At 71.9% G+C, this 20,032-nt stretch carries 19 protein-coding genes; 12 read left to right on the forward strand and 7 right to left on the reverse strand.

Features of this window, described 5'->3' with window-relative positions:
- Nucleotides 1-157 precede the first annotated feature (157 nt).
- Entirely contained in the window at nt 158-1,399 is a 1,242-nt protein-coding gene (locus tag D1J63_RS26195) for a hypothetical protein (protein WP_125632187.1), read from the forward strand.
- Nucleotides 1,400-1,484: 85 nt separating this feature from the next.
- On the opposite strand, the gene D1J63_RS26200 is transcribed toward D1J63_RS26195, so the two are convergent.
- On the reverse strand, nt 1,485-2,534 hold the full coding sequence (locus D1J63_RS26200; protein WP_125632189.1) for an LLM class flavin-dependent oxidoreductase: 1,050 nt from the start codon (nt 2,532-2,534) through the stop codon (nt 1,485-1,487).
- A gap of 317 nt (nt 2,535-2,851) precedes the next feature.
- Here D1J63_RS26200 and D1J63_RS26205 point away from each other — a divergent pair, with 317 nt between their 5' ends.
- From D1J63_RS26205 to D1J63_RS26215, 3 genes are all read left to right on the forward strand, one after another.
- Complete coding sequence (locus D1J63_RS26205; protein ID WP_125632191.1) at nt 2,852-3,865, forward strand: glycoside hydrolase family 11 protein; 1,014 nt, start codon at nt 2,852-2,854, stop codon at nt 3,863-3,865.
- 38 nt (nt 3,866-3,903) lie between these two features.
- Nucleotides 3,904-4,920, forward strand: coding sequence for a polysaccharide deacetylase family protein (locus D1J63_RS26210; protein WP_125632193.1), 1,017 nt, complete (start codon nt 3,904-3,906; stop codon nt 4,918-4,920).
- 88 nt (nt 4,921-5,008) lie between these two features.
- The gene (locus tag D1J63_RS26215; protein WP_125632195.1) at nt 5,009-5,740 is read left to right on the forward strand and encodes a hypothetical protein; all 732 of its coding nucleotides are present in this window, start codon (nt 5,009-5,011) and stop codon (nt 5,738-5,740) included.
- Between the two features lie 476 nt (nt 5,741-6,216).
- Here D1J63_RS26215 and D1J63_RS26220 read toward each other — a convergent pair whose 3' ends face one another.
- Complete coding sequence (locus D1J63_RS26220) at nt 6,217-6,576, reverse strand: MazG-like family protein (RefSeq protein ID WP_125632197.1); 360 nt, start codon at nt 6,574-6,576, stop codon at nt 6,217-6,219.
- Nucleotides 6,577-6,611: 35 nt separating this feature from the next.
- Nucleotides 6,612-7,154 carry a DoxX family membrane protein gene (locus D1J63_RS26225; protein ID WP_125632199.1) on the reverse strand — a complete coding sequence of 181 codons (543 nt, stop codon included), beginning with the start codon at nt 7,152-7,154 and terminating at the stop codon, nt 6,612-6,614.
- 121 nt (nt 7,155-7,275) lie between these two features.
- On the opposite strand from D1J63_RS26225, the gene D1J63_RS26230 reads away from it, so the two are divergent.
- Nucleotides 7,276-7,602 carry a nuclear transport factor 2 family protein gene (locus tag D1J63_RS26230; RefSeq protein WP_102928549.1) on the forward strand — a complete coding sequence of 109 codons (327 nt, stop codon included), beginning with the start codon at nt 7,276-7,278 and terminating at the stop codon, nt 7,600-7,602.
- Between the two features lie 235 nt (nt 7,603-7,837).
- On the opposite strand, the gene D1J63_RS26235 is transcribed toward D1J63_RS26230, so the two are convergent.
- Nucleotides 7,838-8,704: an SDR family oxidoreductase gene (locus D1J63_RS26235; protein ID WP_232250555.1), complete on the reverse strand. Its 867-nt coding sequence runs from the start codon at nt 8,702-8,704 to the stop codon at nt 7,838-7,840.
- Nucleotides 8,705-8,836: 132 nt separating this feature from the next.
- Between D1J63_RS26235 and D1J63_RS26240 the strand changes: the two genes are divergently transcribed.
- Nucleotides 8,837-10,513 carry an alkaline phosphatase D family protein gene (locus D1J63_RS26240; RefSeq protein WP_125632201.1) on the forward strand — a complete coding sequence of 559 codons (1,677 nt, stop codon included), beginning with the start codon at nt 8,837-8,839 and terminating at the stop codon, nt 10,511-10,513.
- Here D1J63_RS26240 and D1J63_RS26245 read toward each other — a convergent pair.
- Nucleotides 10,500-11,549, reverse strand: coding sequence for a Gfo/Idh/MocA family oxidoreductase (locus tag D1J63_RS26245; RefSeq protein ID WP_164712980.1), 1,050 nt, complete (start codon nt 11,547-11,549; stop codon nt 10,500-10,502). The two genes, D1J63_RS26240 and D1J63_RS26245, sit on opposite strands and share 14 nt — an antisense overlap.
- Nucleotides 11,550-11,641: 92 nt before the next feature.
- On the opposite strand from D1J63_RS26245, the gene D1J63_RS26250 reads away from it, so the two are divergent.
- The 6 genes from D1J63_RS26250 to D1J63_RS26280 all read left to right on the forward strand — a co-directional run bounded on the left by D1J63_RS26250 (nt 11,642) and on the right by D1J63_RS26280 (nt 18,187).
- Nucleotides 11,642-13,027, forward strand: a complete 1,386-nt coding sequence (locus tag D1J63_RS26250; RefSeq protein ID WP_125632205.1) for a multidrug effflux MFS transporter — start codon at nt 11,642-11,644, stop codon at nt 13,025-13,027.
- Entirely contained in the window at nt 12,988-14,151 is a 1,164-nt protein-coding gene (locus tag D1J63_RS26255) for a serine hydrolase domain-containing protein (RefSeq protein ID WP_176155411.1), read from the forward strand. Before D1J63_RS26250 ends, D1J63_RS26255 begins: the two co-directional genes overlap by 40 nt.
- 761 nt (nt 14,152-14,912) lie before the next feature.
- Complete coding sequence (locus tag D1J63_RS26265) at nt 14,913-15,893, forward strand: small ribosomal subunit Rsm22 family protein (RefSeq protein ID WP_125632209.1); 981 nt, start codon at nt 14,913-14,915, stop codon at nt 15,891-15,893.
- A gap of 91 nt (nt 15,894-15,984) precedes the next feature.
- Nucleotides 15,985-16,647 carry a response regulator transcription factor gene (locus D1J63_RS26270; protein WP_164713233.1) on the forward strand — a complete coding sequence of 221 codons (663 nt, stop codon included), beginning with the start codon at nt 15,985-15,987 and terminating at the stop codon, nt 16,645-16,647.
- A 51-nt stretch (nt 16,648-16,698) separates the two neighbouring features.
- A complete protein-coding gene (locus D1J63_RS26275) occupies nt 16,699-17,349 on the forward strand; it encodes a TetR/AcrR family transcriptional regulator (RefSeq protein WP_102931770.1) in 651 nt (216 codons plus the stop codon).
- A 106-nt stretch (nt 17,350-17,455) separates the two neighbouring features.
- Entirely contained in the window at nt 17,456-18,187 is a 732-nt protein-coding gene (locus tag D1J63_RS26280) for a bifunctional DNA primase/polymerase (protein ID WP_102931771.1), read from the forward strand.
- Nucleotides 18,188-18,209: 22 nt separating this feature from the next.
- Here the strand turns inward: D1J63_RS26280 and D1J63_RS26285 are convergent, their stop codons facing one another.
- Together D1J63_RS26285 and efeU are read right to left on the reverse strand one after the other, a co-directional pair.
- The gene (locus tag D1J63_RS26285) at nt 18,210-19,199 is read right to left on the reverse strand and encodes a hypothetical protein (protein WP_164712981.1); all 990 of its coding nucleotides are present in this window, start codon (nt 19,197-19,199) and stop codon (nt 18,210-18,212) included.
- Entirely contained in the window at nt 19,159-20,031 is an 873-nt protein-coding gene (efeU, locus tag D1J63_RS26290; protein WP_125632213.1) for an iron uptake transporter permease EfeU, read from the reverse strand. Before efeU ends, D1J63_RS26285 begins: the two co-directional genes overlap by 41 nt.
- Nucleotide 20,032 lies beyond the last annotated feature (1 nt).

A 20,032-nucleotide genomic window follows, 5' to 3' on the forward strand; every position in this document is an offset into this window, starting at 1 on the left:
CGGGCCGGCGGATGGTGGCGCCCACCATTCCCTCCCGGGGCCGGCTCGGCGCGATCATTGCCCCTTCGAGCAGCCGGTACTGCTCGGGAGTACCTGGCGGCAGGGGGAGGACATCGGGTAGGAAGTTTGACGACTGCACGTCATCGGAGGAGCTTCCTTGTACAGCCATGAGAGCGCCAGGACGGGCGGGGCCAAGAAGGACGCGCGTGCACCCCACCGATCCGGTCCGGCCCTTCCCGGACAACTGCAGGGCCTGCTCGGCCTTCAGGGGAAGGCCGGCAACGCGGCGGCCGTACAGATGGTCCGTCAGTCCGGGCACGCGGAGCCTCGGTCGCAGCGGCACCGGCACTCCGCCGCCGGGGTGGGCGTGATCCAGCGGCGGGTGAGCCTCCGGGACGCGCAGAATCCGCAGAGCACGCGGGAGTTGAGCAACGAGGAGAGCGTTCGGGCGTTCCTCGGGCAGTACCACGTCTCGATCCTCGAAGGCGTCAAAACCCGCATGGGGGCCAACCTCGGTCTCGGGGCGTCAGGCCGTGTGGAGTTCGCGGCCGTTGCCGTGATCAAGGGGCTCCTGGCCGAGGAGAAGAACCACGTCTACGAGGACAGCAAAGCCGGCGCGGAGGAACTGGTCGAGGTCATCTGCGCCCGCGTCATCAAGACCCTCGCGGAGCCGCAGCGGGCGCCCGTTCCCGCCACTCCGAGCGCGATGCTGCGGCAGATGAACCAGCGGCAGTCGAGTGGCGGCGGTCCCGGGGCGTCCCAGGGCGGGCCGAGCTCCGGTCCGCTCGCCGACGTGCTGGCGAAGCTGGCACGGCAGAAGATGGCCGAACACACGTCGGACAGTCCGTTCTTGACGGGGCTGGGCAAGGGGGCGCAGTCGGCCGTCACCAGTCGGGCCGCGGTGTTCACCGAGCCCGCGCCGAGTGCGGAGAGCGTGACGGAGGGGATGCGCTGGGCAGCCTGGGTCGCGCTCGAGGGCGAGGACAAGGTGCGCCAGGTGGTCGAGCGGGCCGCGCAGCAGGCGAGCCCGGAGGAGAGCCAGCGGCTCATGGCCCAGTTCGACGAAACGCTGGAGTCGAAGAAGCGGGAAATGGAGGGGACCCTCCTCGGCTCCGTGGCGACGAGCGGGGCGGTGGGCCAGGTCGCGAACGCCATCCCGCACCCCGGCATCAAGGCGGGGGTCAAGATCGGGTCGATGATTCTCGGCGGCCTGGCGACGGCCAAGAAGTTCGGCGACGGCGCGGACGCCGTCCAGAAGATCGAGCAGTTCAGCCCCCAGACCTACGGAAAACTCCGGAGCGCCCGTGACCAGGCTCTGAACCAGGCCGCCGACGACTACGTGAAGCGGAGCCACGAGAGCACGATGGAGCAGATGAGGGACTTCGGCCCCTTCGGGTGAGCCCCACCCCCGAGCCCCGCAGTCACGCGCCCCACCCGAGCCCCCGCAGTTACGAGCCTCACCCGAGCCCTCGCAGTTACGAGCCTCACCCGAGCCCCGGCATCACCCGCTCCGCGATCAGCCGCAGTTGCGTGTTCACGTCGGCCGCCCCCGCCAGGTCCCGGCCCGTGAACGCCCTCACCAGAGCGCGGTCGGTGATCGCGCAGATCATGTGGTTGACGCCGCTGGGTGCGATGTCCCGCTCGATCTTCTCCCGGCACTCCTCGGGCGTGCCCGCGACGGAGAGGCGGTCGGCGATCTCCGGGGTGGTCAGTTCGATGCCGCGGGCCAGGTCGCCGGCGCCGATCGCGTCGATGACCGGCTTCAGCTCCGCCGGGTCGACGCCGTTGCGGCGCAGTTGCTCCGCGGGCATGGAGGAGGCGTAGATGCCGACCATGCTGCGCGCCGCCTCCTTGGCGGTCGCCGAGTCGGGCCCGGTGGCGAAGACCACCCAGGCCCCGATGTCCAGCGAGCGCCAGTCCTTGCCGGCCCGCTCCGCGCCCGCCCTGATGTGCCGCACCGCGTAGTCGTAGGCCTCGCGGGTGTAGCTCAGGGCGTGGTGGCAGCCGTCCGACAACTCCCCGGCCGCCTCGAAGGACTTCGGTCCGCGCATCGCGCCGAGCTTCAGCGGCAGCCGGTCCTGGACCGGCCGGGCGAACGTGAACAGCCCGTCGTAGGAGAAGAACTCGCCCTCGTGCGTGATTGCGCCCTCGTCCAGGAACGTGCGCATCACGTGCAGGGCTTCCTTCACGCGGGACAGCGGCCTGGTGCGGGCCCAGTCGATGCGGTACTGGGCCAGCAGGCCGAAGTTGCCGCTGGACAGGACGCCTTCGGCACGCCCGTCCGAGAGCTCGTCGAGCGTGGCGAGGGCCTGGGCGATCAGGGTCGGCTCGCGCAGCGTCACCGGGGAGACGCTGGGGCCCAGGCGGATGCGGTTCGTGTGGCCGGCCGCCGCGGCGAAGAGGAGCCAGAGGTCCTTGTGCCAGGTCTCGTCGGCGGCGTAACAGGCGTGGAAGCCGAGTTCGTCGGCGAGCCGGATCGACTCCAGGGACTCGGCCAGCGGGTAGTCGGGGAGCATCGCGTAGCTGAACTTCACGAGCGACCAACTTCCGTCGTGGGGAACGGTGCTCTGCCTCCACCGAGGATGTGAGGTCACACCGCGGCTGTCCAGAGAGCAAGGCGTCGAAATTTTCGGATGTGTGCCTCCTGCTTTCAGGAGGCTTCGTCGGATGATTCCCGACTGCAGTGTGCAGACAGGGGAGGAAGGCGGATTGAGCTGCAGATATCTTTCGCGGTGGGTGTCTCATGGACCGGCGAAGGTTTCGAAACATCTACCGAAACTGTTGACGCTTGACGAGTGCAGGCCAACACTGGCGCCGTTGTCCGCACCTCCGCAGGAGAGGAACACCCCCCATGAACCTGCTCGTTCAACCGAGGCGCCGCAGACGAGGTCCCGTCACGTTGCTGATCAGGAGTGCGTGGGCCGTCGCGCTGGCCGCGCTCGCCGCGTTGATGCTGCCGGGCACCGCCCAGGCCGACACGGTCGTCACGACCAACCAGGAGGGCACCAACAACGGCTACTACTACTCGTTCTGGACCGACAGCCAGGGCACCGTCTCCATGAACATGGGGTCCGGCGGTCAGTACAGCACCTCGTGGCGCAACACCGGCAACTTCGTCGCCGGCAAGGGCTGGGCCAACGGCGGTCGCCGGACCGTGCAGTACTCGGGCACCTTCAACCCGTCGGGCAACGCGTACCTGGCGCTCTACGGATGGACGTCCAACCCGCTCGTCGAGTACTACATCGTCGACAACTGGGGCACCTACCGGCCCACGGGCGAGTACAAGGGCACCGTCACCAGTGACGGCGGCACCTACGACATCTACAAGACGACCCGCGTCAACAAGCCCTCCGTCGAGGGCACCCGCACCTTCGACCAGTACTGGAGCGTCCGGCAGTCGAAGCGGACCGGCGGCACCATCACCACCGGCAACCACTTCGACGCGTGGGCGCGGGCTGGGATGCCGCTCGGCAACTTCAGCTACTACATGATCATGGCCACCGAGGGCTACCAGAGCAGCGGCAGCTCCAACATCAACGTCGGCGGTACGAGCGGCGGTGGCGGCGACAACGGCGGTGGCGGCGACGGTGGCGGAGGCGGCGGGTGCACCGCCACGCTGTCCGCCGGGCAGAAGTGGGGCGACCGCTACAACCTCAACGTGTCCGTCAGCGGGGCCGACGACTGGACGGTGACGATGAACGTGCCGTCCCCGGCGAAGGTCATGTCGACCTGGAACATCAACGCGACCTACCCCAACGCGCAGACGCTGACCGCCAAGTCGAACGGCAGCGGCAACAACTGGGGCGCCACCATCCAGGCCAACGGCAACTGGACCTGGCCCTCGGTCTCCTGCACCGCGGGATGACCCCACCACCGCACGCCCCGAGAGGAGGAATCACTCGTATGCGTACCGGATCACGCGCCTCGTCGCGCCCCCTGCGCACCCTGGCCACCGGCGTCGCCGTCACCGCGTTCGCCGCCGCCGGCACCGTCGCGGCCGGGAGCGCCGCCCCGGCCCGGGCCGCGGCCTGCAACGGCTACGTCGGCCTCACCTTCGACGACGGCCCCTCCGGCAGCACCCAGTCCCTGCTCAACGCGCTCCGGCAGAACGGGCTGCGGGCCACCATGTTCAATGAGGGCCAGTACGCCGCCCAGAACCCGTCCCTGGTCCGGGCCCAGGTCGACGCCGGCATGTGGGTCGCCAACCACAGCTACACCCACCCGCACATGACCCAGCTCAGCCAGGCCCAGATGGACTCCGAGATCTCCCGCACCCAGCAGGCGATCGCGGGCGCGGGCGGCGGGACGCCCAAGCTGTTCCGGCCGCCGTACGGCGAGACCAACGCGACGCTCCGGTCGGTCGAGGCCAAGTACGGGCTGACCGAGGTGATCTGGGACGTCGACTCGCAGGACTGGAACAACGCCAGTACCGACGCGATCGTGCAGGCCGTCTCGCGCCTCGGCAACGGCCAGGTCATCCTCATGCACGACTGGCCGGCCAACACCCTCGCCGCCATCCCGCGCATCGCGCAGACCCTGGCGAGCAAGGGGCTGTGCTCCGGCATGATCTCGCCGCAGACCGGCCGTGCGGTCGCCCCCGACGGCAGCGGTGGCGGCGGGGAAGGCGGGGGAGGTGACAACGGTGGTGGCGGTGGTGCCTGCACCGCGACACTGTCCGCCGGGCAGAAGTGGGGCGACCGCTACAACCTCAACGTGTCCGTCAGCGGGGCCAGTGACTGGACGGTGACGATGAACGTGCCGTCGCCGGCGAAGGTCATGTCGACCTGGAACATCAACGCGACCTATCCCAACGCGCAGACGCTGACCGCCAAGTCGAACGGCAGCGGCAACAACTGGGGCGCCACCATCCAGGCCAACGGCAACTGGACCTGGCCCTCGGTCTCCTGCACCGCGGGATGACCGAACCCGGGGGCCCGCGCGAACAATTGAACGTGCGGGTCCCCGGACCGGTGGGATACGGTCATGCCTGTTCGGAGGGGGACCAGACATGACGAAACTGAACCAGATCATCGCCGTCGAGAAGGGCGTCAAGAGCAAGTCGCTCCAGGACATCACCGCGGCGCACCAGAAGGTGCAGAAGCCGGCGCTGCTGGCCGGTATCTCGCGCTCGTACCAGCCCAAGGACGAGGAGGGCGAGCAGTTGCCGCCCGAGTCCACCCGGGTGCAGGTGCAGGCCGAGGACGTACTGCGCGAGATGTCCGCGTCGCTGACGCGGCTGTTCGACGTGACCGCGACCAAGGACTGGGCGAACTGCTCGGCCCGCGCGGACGTCACGGTCGACGGGCGGACCGTGGTCGCCGACGTCCCGGTCGGACATCTGCTCTTCCTGGAGAAGCAGCTCGCCGATCTGCACGCGTTCGTCAGGAAGCTGCCCACCCTGGACGCCGCCGAGTCCTGGTCGCAGGACCCCTCCACGGACTGGTGGAAGACGGACCCGGTGCGCACCATCCGGACGAAGAAGGTCCCGCGCAACCACGTCAAGGCCGAGGCGACCGACAAGCACCCGGCGCAGGTCGAGGTGTACTACGAGGACGTGCCCATCGGGTACTGGACCACCGTGAAGTTCTCCGGCGCCCTCCCGGCGCGGCGAGTGAACGAGCTGGTGGAGCGGATCGAGAAGCTCCAGCAGGCCGTGAAGTACGCCCGCGAGGAGGCCAACGGCGCCGAGGTCGTCGACCAGCGGGTCGGTGACGCCATTTTCGGTTACCTGCTCGGCTGAGGCCGGTGACGGGTAGCCTTCACGAACGCCCCCGCGTGCGAGCGCGGGGGTGCGCAACAGGCGCGGGCCGGATTGAGGACCGGCTCGCGCGATGAGCGCAAGCTGAAACTGAAGATCAGCCTGAAGAGGCTCGGGCCGCAACGGTCCGGACCGTCAATCTCAGACTCTCGCTCCAGCTTCAGTATTGCCGCCGATCACCGGCTCGACCGGGGACGGACGAACGCCGTCGAGTGCGAGTTCGAATCTCGTCTGCACCTCTTCACGGTGCGGTAGTTCAAAGGCAGAACGCGATGGCCTGATGACTGATCCGTCCTCTTAAACGCCGCCGGTGTGCGCAATTGGGTGGCATCCCCAGGGGCCCGGGAGCTGGATACGACTCCCGGGCCCCGCCACGTCACGCCGTCCCGCCGTCACGCCGTCCCGCCACGGACTGATGTAGAACTGCTCCGGGCGGGGCGAACCGCGGTGGCGGGCGGTCACGATTCGCTGGCACCGGACGATGCGCCCCGGGGCCGGTCCGCCACCCAGGCCAGGTGCCGGCCGAAGACCTCGCGGGCCTCGGGCGTCAGGGTGCGCAGCGCCACCAGCGCCGTGATCGCGACGTCGCACAGCTCCGCCCGCACGTCGTCCCAGGTGTGCGTGACGCCCTTGCGCGGGTTCTGGCCGGTCGCGCCGATCACCGCCTCGGCGACCTCGCCGACCTCCTCCGACAGCTTCAGCATGCGTAGGAGGAGGCCCTCCCGGCCGCGGACGGGCTGGTCCGCCTCCAGCCACTTCCACAGGTCGTCGATCGTGGTCCACAGGTCGGCTCGCGCGCCGTGCGGGTGGTCGCTCATGTGGAGCAGCGTGCCACGGGGACGGCCGGGTGCGGTCAGTCGAACAGCGGTTCCTGCTGTCCCTCGGCGGCCTTCCGCAGCCGCCTGTTCCGTGCCCCCACGACCACCGTCGTGGCCGCCGCCGTCGCCGCGAGGGCGGCGGGGACCATCCAGTTGCGGTTGACCGCGTGGCCGAGGGCGTGGTCGAGGGAGAGCCGGCCGGGGCCCGAGACCGCGAGGCCCGCCGCCGTCAGGCCGAGGGACGCCGCGTACTCGTAGCCGCCGGCCTGGGCGAAGAAGCCGTTCGGGGCGTGCACCGCCGCCGCGCCGGCCATCGCGCCGACCGCCGCCGCGCCCGCCGCCGGGGTCGCCAGGCCCAGGGCGAGCAGCATGCCGCCGCCCGCCTCCGCGAGTCCCGCCGCGGTGGCGCTGGCCCGGCCGGGTGCGTAGCCCATGGCCTCCATGGCCTGGCCGGTGGCCTCGATCCCGCCGCCGCCGAACCAGCCGAGCAGCTTCTGCGACCCGTGCGCCGCCAGGACGCCGCCGGTGCCCAGCCGGAGCAGCAGCAGGCCCAGATCACGCCGGTCGAAACAGTTCACGTCGGCTCCCTCGTACGCTGCGGGTGGCTCACCCGTCCACCGTCGCCCCTCCGCGCCACGCGGGCCCGCCACAGGCGGCGTTCGGGTGGCGGGGGTGCGGAGCCGGTGTGACGCTGCCGCCATGACGATTCAGACCACGCGACTCAGCGACCCGGCCGTCCGCGCCTTCGTCACCGCCGTCAACGCCCACGACCGCGAGGCCTTCCTCTCGCTGCTCGCCCCGGACGCCACCATGGCCGACGACGGAGACGACCGGAACCTCGACCAGTGGATCGACCAGGAGATCTTCTCCTCCAACGGCCACATGGAGGTCGACAACGAGTCGAACGGCGGTCGCGCCCTCATCGCCCGCTACCGCAACGACACCTGGGGCGAGATGCGCACCCGGTGGGACTTCACCGTGGACGAGGAGGGCCGGATCGCCCGCTTCGAGACCGGGCAGGCGTAACTGCGAAGCAGGAGCAGGAGCAGGAGCAGAAACGGAAACGGTGCGGCAGCCGTTCCGCCCACCGGTGCGACCGGTGCGGTGGAACGGCTGCCGCCTCCCCCCCCTCGGTATGGCTCATGGAGCGTTGTGGAGTACCAACGCTTCAAGTGTGAAGTTCTGGTGAAGGAGATTTGAGCATACGTCCTCCACCGGCCGCAATACCGCGGATTCTGAAATTCCGATCGTGTGACCGGACTCAGCCGCGCCCCACGTACGGCATCGCCGTCGCCAGGACCGTCGCGAACTGCACGTTCGCCTCCAGGGGCAGCTCCGCCATGTGCCGCACCGTGCGCGCCACGTCGGCGACATCCATCACGGGCTCGGGTGCCGTCTCCCCGTTGGCCTGGAGCGCGCCGGTCTGCATCCCGGCCGTCATGTCGGTCGCCGCGTTGCCGATGTCGATCTGGCCGACCGCGATGCCGTAGGGGCGGCCGTCCAGCGACAGCGACTTGGTCAGGCCCGTCAGCGCGTGCTTGGTCGCGGTGTACGCCACCGAGTGCGGGCGCGGAGTGTGCGCCGAGATCGAGCCGTTGTTGATGATCCGGCCGCCCCGCGGATCCTGTTCCTTCATCTGCCGGTACGCCGCCTGCGCGCACAGGAACGCCCCGTTGAGGTTGGTGTCCACCACGTGCCGCCAGGCGTCGTAGGGCAGTTCCTCGACCGGCACGCCGCCGGGGCCGAAGGTCCCCGCGTTGTTGAACAGCAGGTCCAGCCGCCCGAACCGGTCGCGCACCGCGCCGAACAGGGCCGCCACGTCCTCCGGGCGTGACACGTCGGCGCGGACGGTGAGCGGTGTGCCTCCCCCAGTGCCTGAACGGCCTGGGAGGTACCCCCAGCCCGCCGGCGCCGCCGCGGCCGTCTCGGCCAGGGGCTCGGGGCGGCGGCCGGCCAGGGCCACCGACCACCCGGCGGCGAGCAGTTCGACGGCGACCGCCCGGCCGATGCCGGAACCGGCGCCCGTGACGACGGCCACCTTCCGCGTACCGGTGCGCCCTTCGCCGACGCGTCGCTCGGCGGTGCGCTCGTCGGTGCGTTCCTCGTCGCTGGTTCTCACGGTGTTCATGACTCGGCAGCGTACGGGTCGCGGAACATGCGGAACTCATCCGTCCGACATGCGATCGCCATGTCCGCGCCAAGCCCGGGTCGTTCCCGGCCCTTCGAATTCCCCTTGCAACCACCGCAAGGGGAGGAACGGATGACACCCGCGAACCACCAGGTCCCGACCCCGGTCCCGAGCCCGGCCCGGTCGCAGTCCTCGCACGCGCCCGAACTCCGTGCCGCCGCCCGCAGCCTGGGCCGCCGCCGCTTCCTGACCGTGACCGGCGCCGCCGCCGCGCTCGCCTTCTCCGTGAACCTGCCGGCCGCCGGGACCGCGAGCGCCGCCGAGCTGGACGCCGCGCAGCTGACCGCCGACCCCTTCACGCTCGGCGTCGCCTCGGGCGACCCGCAGCCCGACTCCGTACTGCTGTGGACGCGCCTGGCCCCGGTCCCGTACCAGGCCGACAGCGGGCTGCCCGCCAAACGCGTCGAAGTGAGCTGGGAGGTGGCCCTGGACGAACGGTTCCGCCGCGTCGTCAGAAGGGGCCGGACCACCGCCCACCCCGAGTTCCACCACACCGTGCACGTCGAGGTCGGCCACCTCGCGCCCGGCCACGTCTACCACTACCGCTTCCGCGCCGGCCGCTACGTCAGCCCGGCCGGCCGCACCCGCACCGCACCCGCGCGGCACAGCCGGGTCGCCGACCTCACCTTCGGCGTCGTCTCCTGCCAGAAGTACGACCAGGGCTACTACACCGCGTACCGGCACCTGGCCCGGGAGGACGTCGACGTCGTCTTCCACCTCGGCGACTACCTCTACGAGTACGCCGTCAACGCCACCGGCGGCTCCCGCGCCTACCCCGCCGGCACCCTGCCCGCCCACTTCAACCACGAGACGGTGACGCTGGAGGACTACCGGCTGCGGTACGCCCTCTACAAGTCCGACCCCGACCTGCGGGCCGCGCACGCCGCGCACCCGTTCGTCGTCACCTGGGACGACCACGAGACCGAGAACAACTACGCCGACGAGACGCCGGAGAACAGCGTCCCGCCGGAGGAGTTCCTCATCCGCCGGGCCGCCGCCTACCGCGCCTACTGGGAGAACATGCCGCTGCGCAGGCCCCAGCTGCCCGACGGCCCCGACCTTCAGCTCTACCGCCGTCTGCACTGGGGGCGCCTCGCCCAGTTCGACGTGCTCGACACCCGCCAGTACCGCTCCAACCAGGCCTACGGGGACGGCTGGCAGTTCCCCGGACCCGAGTCCGAGGACCCGGGCCGCACCCTCACCGGCGACGCCCAGGAGCGCTGGCTGATCAACGGCTGGCACCGGTCCGACGCCCTGTGGAACGTGGTGCCCCAGCAGGTCACCTTCTCCCAGCGGTACAACATGACCACCACGCCGTCCAAGGTCTCCATGGACTCCTGGGACGGCTACCCCGCCTCCCGCGAGCGGGTGCTGGCCGGCGCGCAGGCCGCCGGGATCGAGAACCTCATGGTCCTCACCGGCGACGTGCACGTCTCCTACGGCTTCGACATCAAGCGCGACTTCGACGACCCGGACTCCCGGACCCTGGGCACGGAGATCGTCACCACCTCGATCACCAGCGGCGGCGACGGCTCCGAGAAGCCGTCCAACTGGGACACCCTCATGGCAGCCAACCCGCACCTGAAGTTCTTCAACGGGCGGCGCGGCTACGCCACGGTGTCCCTGGGCCGCCGGTCGGCGCGCGCCGACTTCAAGACGGTGTCCCACGTCAGCACCGAGGGCGCGCCGCTCACGACCGCCGGGTCCTTCGTGACGGAGGTGGGGGAGCCGGGGCTCAAGCCGGCGTGACGACCGGCTCCGCCGCCTCTCCGGATTCCCCCGTTCCTCCCGTCTCTCCCGGGTAGCGGACGCCGACGCGGTCCCGGATCGCGTCGAGCGTCCGCATCACGGCGAGCGTGCCGTCGAGGGGGACCAGCGGCGACTCGCTCTCCCCGGCGCGCAGGGCCCGCATCACCTCCTCGGCCTCGTGCCGCAGGCTCTCCCGTGGCCCGTCCGCCGGGTCGGCCCGGAACTCCTGCGGCTCCCGGCCGGTGCGGTGCAGCACGAAGTGGTCCGGGAAGAAGAAGCCGTTCGGTACGTCGATGCGGCCCTCGGAGCCGGTGATCGACGCGGAGTTGGGCGTACCGCCGGTGATGGAGCAGTGGAGGGAGGCGAGGGCGCCGCCGTCGTAGCTCAGCAGCGCACCCGTCTGCAGATCGACGCCCTCCTCGGAGAGCACCGCGCGGGCGGCGACGTCCGACGGCTCACCGAGCAGCAGCTGCGCGAACGACACCGGGTACACCCCGAGGTCCAGCAGTGCGCCACCGCCCTGCGCCGGGTCGCGGAGCCGGTGCGCGGGCGGGAAGGGGCCCTCCAGGCCGAAGTCCGCCTGGAGGCTGCGGACCTCGCCGATCGCGCCGTCGTCGACCAGGGTCTTCAGGCGCCGCACCAGCGGGTTGCAGAACATCCACATCGCTTCCATGAGGAAGACGTTCTTCTCACGGGCGAGCGCGACCAGTTCCGCCGCCTCGCGCGCGTTCAGCGTGAACGGCTTCTCGCACAGCACGTTCCGGCCCGCCTCCAGGCACAGGCCGGCCGCCGTCCGGTGCGCCGAGTGCGGGGTGGCGACGTACACCACGTCGACGTCCTCGTCCCGCGCCAGCGTCTCCCAGCCGCCGTACGCCCGCGGTATCCCGAACCGCTCCGCGAACGCCTTCGCCGACGCCTCGGTCCGCGACGCCACCGCCACGACCTCCGCGTCCGGCAGATCGACCAGATCCGCCGTGAATCGCGCCGCCATCCCGCCGGTCGCGAGAATCCCCCAGCGCACCTTCTGCCCGGTCACCGCTGACACCCTGCCCCACCCTCGCTCAGGTTCGTTCAAACGCGTACGAGCTGAGAGCATAGGCGGCGGATCCGTAGGAGAGGGAGGGGCACATGCCCGAGCGCGGGCCGTCCATACCGCATCGGTCACCGGACATGACCACGTCGCCAACGCCGTCATCGTCGTCAACGCCGTCATCGTCACACGTGAACACCGGGGGGCCCGTACGGGCGGCCGGACCGGCGGCCGGACCGGGAACGGGGCCGGCCGCCCGTACGTCGGCCGCCACCCGCCGTATCGGTCTGCTCGTCACGTTCATCCTCGGCAGCCTCACCGCCACGCCTCCGCTGGCGATGGACATGTACCTCCCGGCACTCCCGGAGGTCACCCGGTCCCTGAGCGCGCCCGCCGCCACCGTCCAGCTCACGCTCACCGCCTGCCTGGCCGGCATGGCCCTCGGACAGATCGTGGTCGGCCCCATGAGCGACAAGTGGGGACGCCGGCGTCCGCTGCTGGCCGGGCTCGCCGTCTACGTCGTCGCCACCGCGTTGTGCGCCGTCGCGCCCACCGTCGAGGTCCTCGTCGCCTTCCGGCTGGTCCAGGGACTCGCGGGCGCCGCCGGGATCGTCATCGCCCGCGCCGTCGTACGCGACCTGTACGACGGTGTGGCCATGGCCCGCTTCTTCTCCACCCTCATGCTGATTTCCGGCGTCGCGCCCGTCGTCGCGCCGCTCATCGGCGGGCAGATCCTGCGCTTCACCGACTGGCGGGGCGTGTTCGTCGTCCTCGTCGTGGTCGGCGTGGTGCTCGGGGTGGTCGTGTGGGCCAGGCTGCCCGAAACGCTGCCCGTCGCGGAGCGGCACGCGGGCGGCGTCGGCGACACCCTGCGCGCGATGCGCGGGCTGCTCGCCGACCGCGCCTTCACCGGGTACATGCTCGCGGGCGGATTCGCCTTCGCCTCGCTGTTCGCCTACGTCGCGGCGTCGCCGTTCGTCATGCAGGAGATCTACGGGGCCTCCGCGCAGACGTTCAGCCTGCTGTTCGGCCTCAACTCGATCGGGCTCGTCGTGGTCGGGCAGATCAACGGCAAGATCCTGGTCGGACGGGTCAGGCTGGACCGGGTGCTCGGCCTCGGTCTCCTCGTCGTGATCGCCGCCGCGACCGCGCTGCTGCTGATGTCCCTGGGCGTCTTCGGCGAGGTCGGGCTCGGGCCGGTCGCCGCCGCGCTGTTCGTGCTGATGTCCGCGATGGGCATCAGCCTGCCCAACACCCAGGCGCTCGCCCTGATGCGGGTCAGGCAGTCCGCCGGCTCCGCCTCCGCGCTGCTCGGCACGTCCTCCTTCCTCATCGGTGCCGTCGCCTCCCCGCTGGTCGGGATCGCCGGGGAGGACACCGCCGTACCGATGGCCGTGGTCCAGCTGGCGGCGGCGGTGGTGGCGCTCGGCTTCCTCGTGACCATGTGCCGCGGGCAGGGAGTTGGCAAGGGAGCGGACAACTGAGTGCTCCGAGACTGCGCGGCGACACCCCGGAGCGGGCCGGGCTCGATCCCGAGGGGCTCCGCGGTGTCGTCGCCCAGGTGCACGACCTCACGGCCGGTGAACGCCCCTGGGCCGCGGGCGCCGTGGTGGCCGTCGGGCGCGGGCCCGTGCTCGCCGTCGAGGAGGCGGCGGGGTGGGCGGTGCGTTACGCCGCCTACGAGCCGTACAGCGACACGGGCGTGGAGCTGCCGGCGGACTCCCGGGTGCCGATGAGCGTCGACACGCCCTTCGACCTGGCCTCCCTGACGAAGCTGTTCACCGCGGTCGCCGCCGTGCAGCAGATCGAGCGGGGCACGCTCGGCATCGACGCGGAGGTCGCCGCCTACCTGCCGGACTTCCGGGCCGCGGCCCGGCACCGGGTCACCGTACGACAGCTGCTCACCCACACCTCCGGGCTGCGGCCCGAACTCCCGCTGTACGACTGCGCCGACGATGAGGAACGGCTGCGGCGGCTGCGCGCGGAGCCGCCGGTGGGGGTGCCCGGCACGTACTGCTACTCCGACCTGAACATGCTGCTCCTTCAGCAGGTCCTGGAGCGCATCACCGGCCGCACCCTCGACGTGCTCGTCCGTGACGGGATCACCCGGCCGCTGGGCATGACGGCGACGCGCTTCGGGCCGTGCCCCGGCGCGGCGGCCACGGAGGACCAGCGGCGGCCCTGGGCCAAGGTGGACCGGGGGATGCTGCGCGGGGTCGTCCACGACGAGAACGCGTGGGCGCTGGGCGGGGTGGCCGGTCACGCGGGGCTGTTCTCGACGGCGCGGGACCTCGCTGTCTTCAGCCGGACGCTGCTGGCGGGGGGCTCCCACGGGCCGGCACGGATCCTGGGACCCGACTTCGTGGAGCTGCTCTTCACCGAACCGGGGCTCGGCTTCGTCCTCGACCAGCCGTGGTTCATGGGCGAGCTGGCGGGGCGCGGGACGGCCGGCCACACCGGCTTCACCGGCACGATGCTGGTCCTCGACCGCGCGACGGACACCTTCGCCATCCTCCTCGCCAACACCGTCCACCCCCGCCGCCGCCCCGCCTCCAACGGCCCCCGCGCCGCACTGTGCACGAGGGTGGCCCGAGCGGTACGGGTCTGACGAGCGGGTGCGGATGCCTGCGGCGCCGGTGCGGGTGCCTCCGGCGGTGGGTGGTGCGGGGTGCCTGCGGCGCCGGTGTGGGGTTCGGTGGTGGTGCGGGGTGCCTGCGGCGCCTGTGCGGGTGGGGTGGGGGTGCGCGTTGCGCCTTGGGTTCGGTGGGTGGGTCGGGGGCGTGCCGGGGGGTGTCCGTCCTCGGAACGGCGCGGAATCGGTCGGCCACAGAAGTGGGCTCTGTTGACGCGCCAACCGCTGCGGGCGGACACCCCCCGCCCCGCCCCCTCCTCGCCGTACGCGGCTCTCCGTCGCCCCACGTCACTGCCCCGTCCCCGCCGTACGCGGCTCCCCGCCGATGCCGTCGCCGCCGTCGCTGTAAGCAGCCGCCACGCTGCCCCTCACTGCGGGCAGTCGCCACGCCGCCCCAGCTGCGGGCAGTCGCCACGCCGCCCCAGCTGCGGGCACCCGCCATGCCGCCCCAGCTGCGGGCACCCGCCATGCCGCCCCAGCTGCGGGCACCCGCCATGCCGCCGTAGCTGCGGGCAGTCGTGCCGCTGGGGCGGCACGGGTGGGCGCAGCGGCACCCGGCCAGCGCCGGCCTGCGTTTCCCACGCCGCGCCCGCACCCGCGCCGGGCACCCCGTAACGCCGGGCCGCGTGACCCACCCCGCCCCCACACCCGCGACGGGTGACCGGGCAACCCCGGGCCGGTGGGCCCACCCCGCGGACCCACCCCGCACCCCACGGAGTGCCTCGTACAATCGCCAGGTGAACCACCCCGCCGACACCCTCCGCGCCACCCTCGCCGACCTCGTCGACGGGCTCCCGCCCCGCCAGGCCGCGCAGGCCGTGGAGCGGCTGATCGCCAACTACCGCGGGGACACCCCGACCGACGCCCCCATCCTCCGCGACCGCGCCGACGTCGTCGCCTACGCCGCGTACCGCATGCCCGCCACCTTCGCCGCCGTACGCTCCGCGCTGGCCGAGTTCGCCGCGGCCGTGCCGGACTGGGCACCCGGCAGCCACCTGGACGTGGGCGGCGGCACCGGTGCCGCGACCTGGGCCGTCAGCGACACCTGGGACGGCCCGCGCCCGGTGACCGTGCTCGACTGGGCCGAGCCCGCGCTCGCCCTCGGGCGGGAGATCGCCGCCTCGCTCCCCGCCCTGCGCGACGCCCGCTGGCAGCGCGCCCGGATCGGAGCCGGGCTCAGCGTCGGGAGTGCCGATCTCGTCACGGTGTCCTACGTACTCAACGAGCTGACCGAGTCCGACCGCGCCGCCCTCGTCGACGCCGCCGCCGGCGCCGCGCAGGCCGTCGTGATCGTCGAGGCCGGCACCCCCGCCGGGTACGCCCGCGTCATCGAGGCCCGCGACCGGCTGATCGCCGCCGGGTTCCGGGTCGCCGCGCCCTGTCCGCACAGCGCCGCCTGCCCCATCGTGCCCGGCACGGACTGGTGCCACTTCGCGGCCCGCGTCAGCCGGTCCAGCCTGCACCGGCAGGTCAAGAGCGGTTCCCTCGCCTACGAGGACGAGAAGTTCAGCTACGTCGCCGCCACCCGGCTCCCCGCCGAACCCGCCCCCTCCCGCGTGGTCCGGCGCCCGCAGATCCGCAAGGGCCAGGTCCTGCTCGACCTGTGCGAACCCGACGAGCGGATCAGCCGCCGGACGGTCACCAAGCGCCACGGCGACCTGTACAAGGCGGCCCGGGACGCGGCCTGGGGCGACCCCTGGCCGGCCGGGGACAAGTGACGGGCGTCGTCAACCGCGCCACCGAGTAAGGTCGTTGCGGCCCGACGACCTGGAAGTGGACCTCCCCGTGGAACGTGACGTGCACCGCGCCCTGCGGATCGTGATCGCCGAGGACGACCCGCTGCTGCGCGAAGGGCTCGCCCTGCTGCTGCGGGCCGAGGGGATGGACGTGGTGGCCACCGCGGACACCGCCGAGTCGGTGCTGGACGCCATCGACGCGCACGAGCCCGACGTGGCCATCCTGGACGTGCGCATGCCGCCCACCCACACCGACGAAGGCGTCCGCGCGGCCGTCGAGGCGCGGCGGCGGCGTCCCGGACTCGCCGTTCTGGTGCTCTCCGCGTACGTGGAGCAGTCCTTCGCCACCGACCTGCTGACCGGCGGGGTCGGCGGCCTCGGGTATCTGCTCAAGGAACGGGTCGGCCGGGTCGAGGAGTTCATGGACGCGCTCGGGCGGGTGGCGGGCGGTGGCACCGCCATCGATCCGGAGGTCGTCGCCCAGCTGTTCACCCGGACGCGGCAGGACACCCGGCTGGAGCGGCTCAGTCCGCGGGAGCGGGAGGTGCTCGGTCTGATGGCCGAAGGGTTGGGGAACAGTGCCATCGCCGGGCGGCTCGTGGTCACCGACGGGGCCGTCCACAAGCACATCCGGAGCATCTTCGCCAAGCTCGACCTGTCCCCGGCCGACCAGGTCGACCGGCGGGTGGCGGCCGTTCTGCACTACCTGGAGAACGCTCGGGCGCCGCGTCGCTGAGCCCGGCCGTCAGCGAGACGCGGCGTCTTGTCAACCTGGTAGCTTCGGAGCATGGCCACACAGAAGTCCACCCGCCCGCCCGCCACCGCCGCCGAGCGGCCGCACCCCGACGCCACCCGGCGCAGCCAGCGGTCCCGCCAGGCCATCTACGACGCCGCCCTGGAGCTGGTCGGCGAGGTCGGCTACCCCAAGACCACCATCGAGGGCATCGCCGCCCGCGCCGGCGTCGGCAAGCAGACGATCTACCGCTGGTGGTCCTCGAAGGCGGACGTCCTGCTGGAGGCCTTCCTCGACCTCGGCGACCGGCTCGTGGAGGCCGCCGGCGAGGAGGCGTACACCATTCCGGACACGGGTGACGTCGCCGCCGACCTCAAGGCCGTCCTGCGTGCCACCGTCGATGAACTGCGGGATCCGAGGTTCGAGGCCCCCTACCGCGCCCTGGCCGCGGAGGGCGTCGTCAACGAGGAACTGGGCCGGACCTTCGTGGCGCGGCTCCTGGAGCCGTCGCTTCAGCTCCACGCCGACCGGCTGCGCTCCGCGCAGAAGGCCGGACAGGTGCGGCAGGACATCGACCCGCGGATCGCCCTGGAGCTCTTCGTCTCCCCGCTCGCCCAGCGCTGGCTCCAGCACACGGGGCCGTTCTCCCACGCCTACACCGACACCCTCGTCGACTACGCGCTGCACGGGCTCGCCCCTCGCTGAGCGGGTCGGCCTGACCAGGGAAGTTTGTCCCTTCGCGACCCCGAAGCGCTAAATGGTGGGACGATAGGGCATGCTGGTGCGCACGACGGTGAGGGCAAGGGGATAGATGAGCGCGGAGTTCGGCGGTCGGAGCGGTCTGCAGGGCAAACTCTCCTCGTGGCTGCGCGGACGCCGTCCCAAGGAGGCCGCCGGAGACGGTGGCCGGGAGGACCTGCTGCTCGCCGCCGCCGGTGCGGGACTGCCCCTGGCGCCCGCCGCGCACCCCGCCGGATACCGTTGCTCCTGCGACCGCGTGGGCTGTCCCACCCCGGCCCGGCACCCCGTGTCGTTCGCCTGGCAGACGCAGTCCACCACCGACCGCGCCCAGATCGAGCGCTGGGCCCGGCACCAGCCCGAGGCCAACTTCATCACCGCGACCGGCATGGTGCACGACGTCCTCGACGTGCCGCTCCAGGCCGGTCGCGAGGCGCTGGGGCGACTGCTCGACGCCGGTGTCGAGGTCGGCCCGGTCGCCGAGAGCGACGACGGGCGCATGATGTTCTTCACCCTCACCCGCGGTACGCCCGAGGACGAGGACGAGTGGTGGCCCTGCGAGCTGGACTGCCACCCCGAGACCATGGACGAGCACCCCGGACTGCGCTGGCACTGCCGCGGGTCCTACGTGCTGGTGCCGCCGGCCCGGCTGCCCGGCGAGGGCCGGAGCGTGCACTGGGTACGCGGCGCCGAGCACCCGCTGCCCGACCCGCTGACCCTCCTGGAGACCCTCACCGACGCCTGCGCCCGGCACGCCGGCGAGGAGAGCGACCAGGCGGGTGCCGCCTGGCCCCTGCGCCGCTGAGGATCCGCGACGGACGCGGCGGCTACTCGCCCTTCGCCGACGTCAGGCCCTGGACGCGGCCCAGTACCGACACCGGCCCGTCCGCCGGGTCGAGCGCCACCTCGTTGGAGACGAACTCCATCGTCAGCGACTGCTTGATCTCGCCGTCCGTCAGCGCCAGCACGTCCTTGTTCGGCGTCGGCACCGACGCGCCCCGCGCGGCGGTCTGCTTCTCGAAGTGCCGGGTGGTGAAGAACACCAGCGCCCCGCCGTCCTTCGTCCGCAGCGCCAGCGGCGCGTAGTCGCCGTTCGTCAGCGGCTCGTCGATGTACTGCGTGGCCAGTCCGGGGCGGGTCGACCGCTTCTCGCGCAGCGCGCGCCAGGAACTGGTGTGCGTCCCGTCCGCGAAGGTCTTCCCGCCGTCCTGCAGATACGTCGTGTAGCCCTTGCTCAGCTCGGCCGGCGGCATGCTCACGTCGGTCGCGTTCGCGGGCACGGCCTCCGCCCAGCCGTCCGCGTCGGTCTTGAACTCGGGCACCTTGCCCGGGGCGACCAGCGTCAGATACGCCGCCTCCCAGGTGTCCTCCAGGCCGTCGCGGGTGAACACCAGAAGCCAGCGGGCGTCGCCGCCCTTGTTGGCCTTGGTGTCCGCGAGGAACCAGCGCGGCCAGCCCGCCTTCTTCGGGATGGTGAACTCGGCGTCGCTCAACTCCAGCGGCGTGTGCGTCGGGTTGCCGTCCGGGTGGTTGGCCGCGCCCGCCTCCAGCCGCGCGGAGTCGATCGCGGCGAGGGCGCCCGTCGTACGGTCGGCGTCCAGATCGGCGTCGAACGCCTTGTCGGCCTTGTTGTACGCGGTGGTGAACTGCTCCAGCGCCTTGGCGGCCTCGGCCCGGGTGGCCGAGGGGAGCACCTCGCGCTCACCGTGCACCACCACGCATCCGCTCGCCGCCAACGACAAAGCGGTCGCCGAGGCGGATATGAGCGCGCACTTCTCAAGCCTGCGGGGCCTTCGAGGGCCGCGGTCCTGGCTCATCAGGTTCCTTCACCTTCCCCTTCCCGGAGGCGAACCCTACCGGGGCGAGGAAGAGCGCGAGCGTCGGGACCAGGTACAGCAGCCACACCGTGACCTGGAGGACGGTCGGATCGGGCTGGAAGTTGAACACGCCCTTGAGCAGGGTGCCGTACCAGCTGGAGGGGTCGATCGTGTCGCTGATGTCGAAGGCCAGTTTCGTCAGGCCCGGCAGCAGGTCGGCCTCCTGGAGGTCGTGCACGCCGTACGCGAGGACGCCCGCCGCCACGACGACCAGCATGCCGCCGGTCCAGGTGAAGAACCGGGCCAGGTTGATGCGCAGCGCGCCCCGGTAGAACAGCCAGCCCAGCAGGACGGCGGTGGCCAGCCCGAGGGCCACGCCGATCAGCGGGCGCGGGGTGCCGTCGCTGGCCGCGTGCACCGACGCCCACACGAACAGGGCCGTCTCCAGGCCCTCCCGGCCGACCGCCAGGAACGCGGTGGCCACCAGCGCGCCGGTGCCCATCGCCAGGGCCGCGTCCAGCCTGCCGTGCAGCTCCGCCTTCAGGTGCCGGGCGGTGCGGCGCATCCAGAAGACCATCCACGTCACCAGGACCACGGCCAGGATGGAGAGCGAACCGCCCAGCGCCTCCTGCGCCTTGAACGTCAGCTCCTGCGAGCCGAACTCCAGCGCGCAGCCGAAGCCGAGTGCGATGGCGATCGCGACGCCGATGCCCGCCCAGATGGGCTTCAGGGCGTCCCGGCGGTCCGTCTTGACCAGATAGGCGATGAGGATGCAGACGACGAGGGAAGCCTCCAGGCCCTCGCGCAGTCCGATCAGGTAGTTGGAGAACACG

Source organism: Streptomyces sp. KPB2 (genome assembly GCF_003950055.1).
Taxonomy (GTDB): Bacteria; Actinomycetota; Actinomycetes; order Streptomycetales; family Streptomycetaceae; genus Streptomyces; species Streptomyces salinarius.

What these genes read in the sequence shown, in the direction of transcription:
- D1J63_RS26240 (WP_125632201.1), top strand. Translation starts at nt 8,837, where the DNA reads ATGACACCCGCGAACCACCAGGTCCCGACCCCGGTCCCGAGCCCGGCC.
- D1J63_RS26275 (WP_102931770.1), top strand. Translation starts at nt 16,699, where the DNA reads ATGGCCACACAGAAGTCCACCCGCCCGCCCGCCACCGCCGCCGAGCGG.
- D1J63_RS26285 (WP_164712981.1), bottom strand. Translation starts at nt 19,199, where the DNA reads ATGAGCCAGGACCGCGGCCCTCGAAGGCCCCGCAGGCTTGAGAAGTGC.
- D1J63_RS26250 (WP_125632205.1), top strand. Translation starts at nt 11,642, where the DNA reads ATGCCCGAGCGCGGGCCGTCCATACCGCATCGGTCACCGGACATGACC.
- D1J63_RS26235 (WP_232250555.1), bottom strand. Translation starts at nt 8,704, where the DNA reads ATGAACACCGTGAGAACCAGCGACGAGGAACGCACCGACGAGCGCACC.
- D1J63_RS26230 (WP_102928549.1), top strand. Translation starts at nt 7,276, where the DNA reads ATGACGATTCAGACCACGCGACTCAGCGACCCGGCCGTCCGCGCCTTC.
- D1J63_RS26215 (WP_125632195.1), top strand. Translation starts at nt 5,009, where the DNA reads ATGACGAAACTGAACCAGATCATCGCCGTCGAGAAGGGCGTCAAGAGC.
- D1J63_RS26205 (WP_125632191.1), top strand. Translation starts at nt 2,852, where the DNA reads ATGAACCTGCTCGTTCAACCGAGGCGCCGCAGACGAGGTCCCGTCACG.
- D1J63_RS26210 (WP_125632193.1), top strand. Translation starts at nt 3,904, where the DNA reads ATGCGTACCGGATCACGCGCCTCGTCGCGCCCCCTGCGCACCCTGGCC.
- D1J63_RS26220 (WP_125632197.1), bottom strand. Translation starts at nt 6,576, where the DNA reads ATGAGCGACCACCCGCACGGCGCGCGAGCCGACCTGTGGACCACGATC.
- D1J63_RS26280 (WP_102931771.1), top strand. Translation starts at nt 17,456, where the DNA reads ATGAGCGCGGAGTTCGGCGGTCGGAGCGGTCTGCAGGGCAAACTCTCC.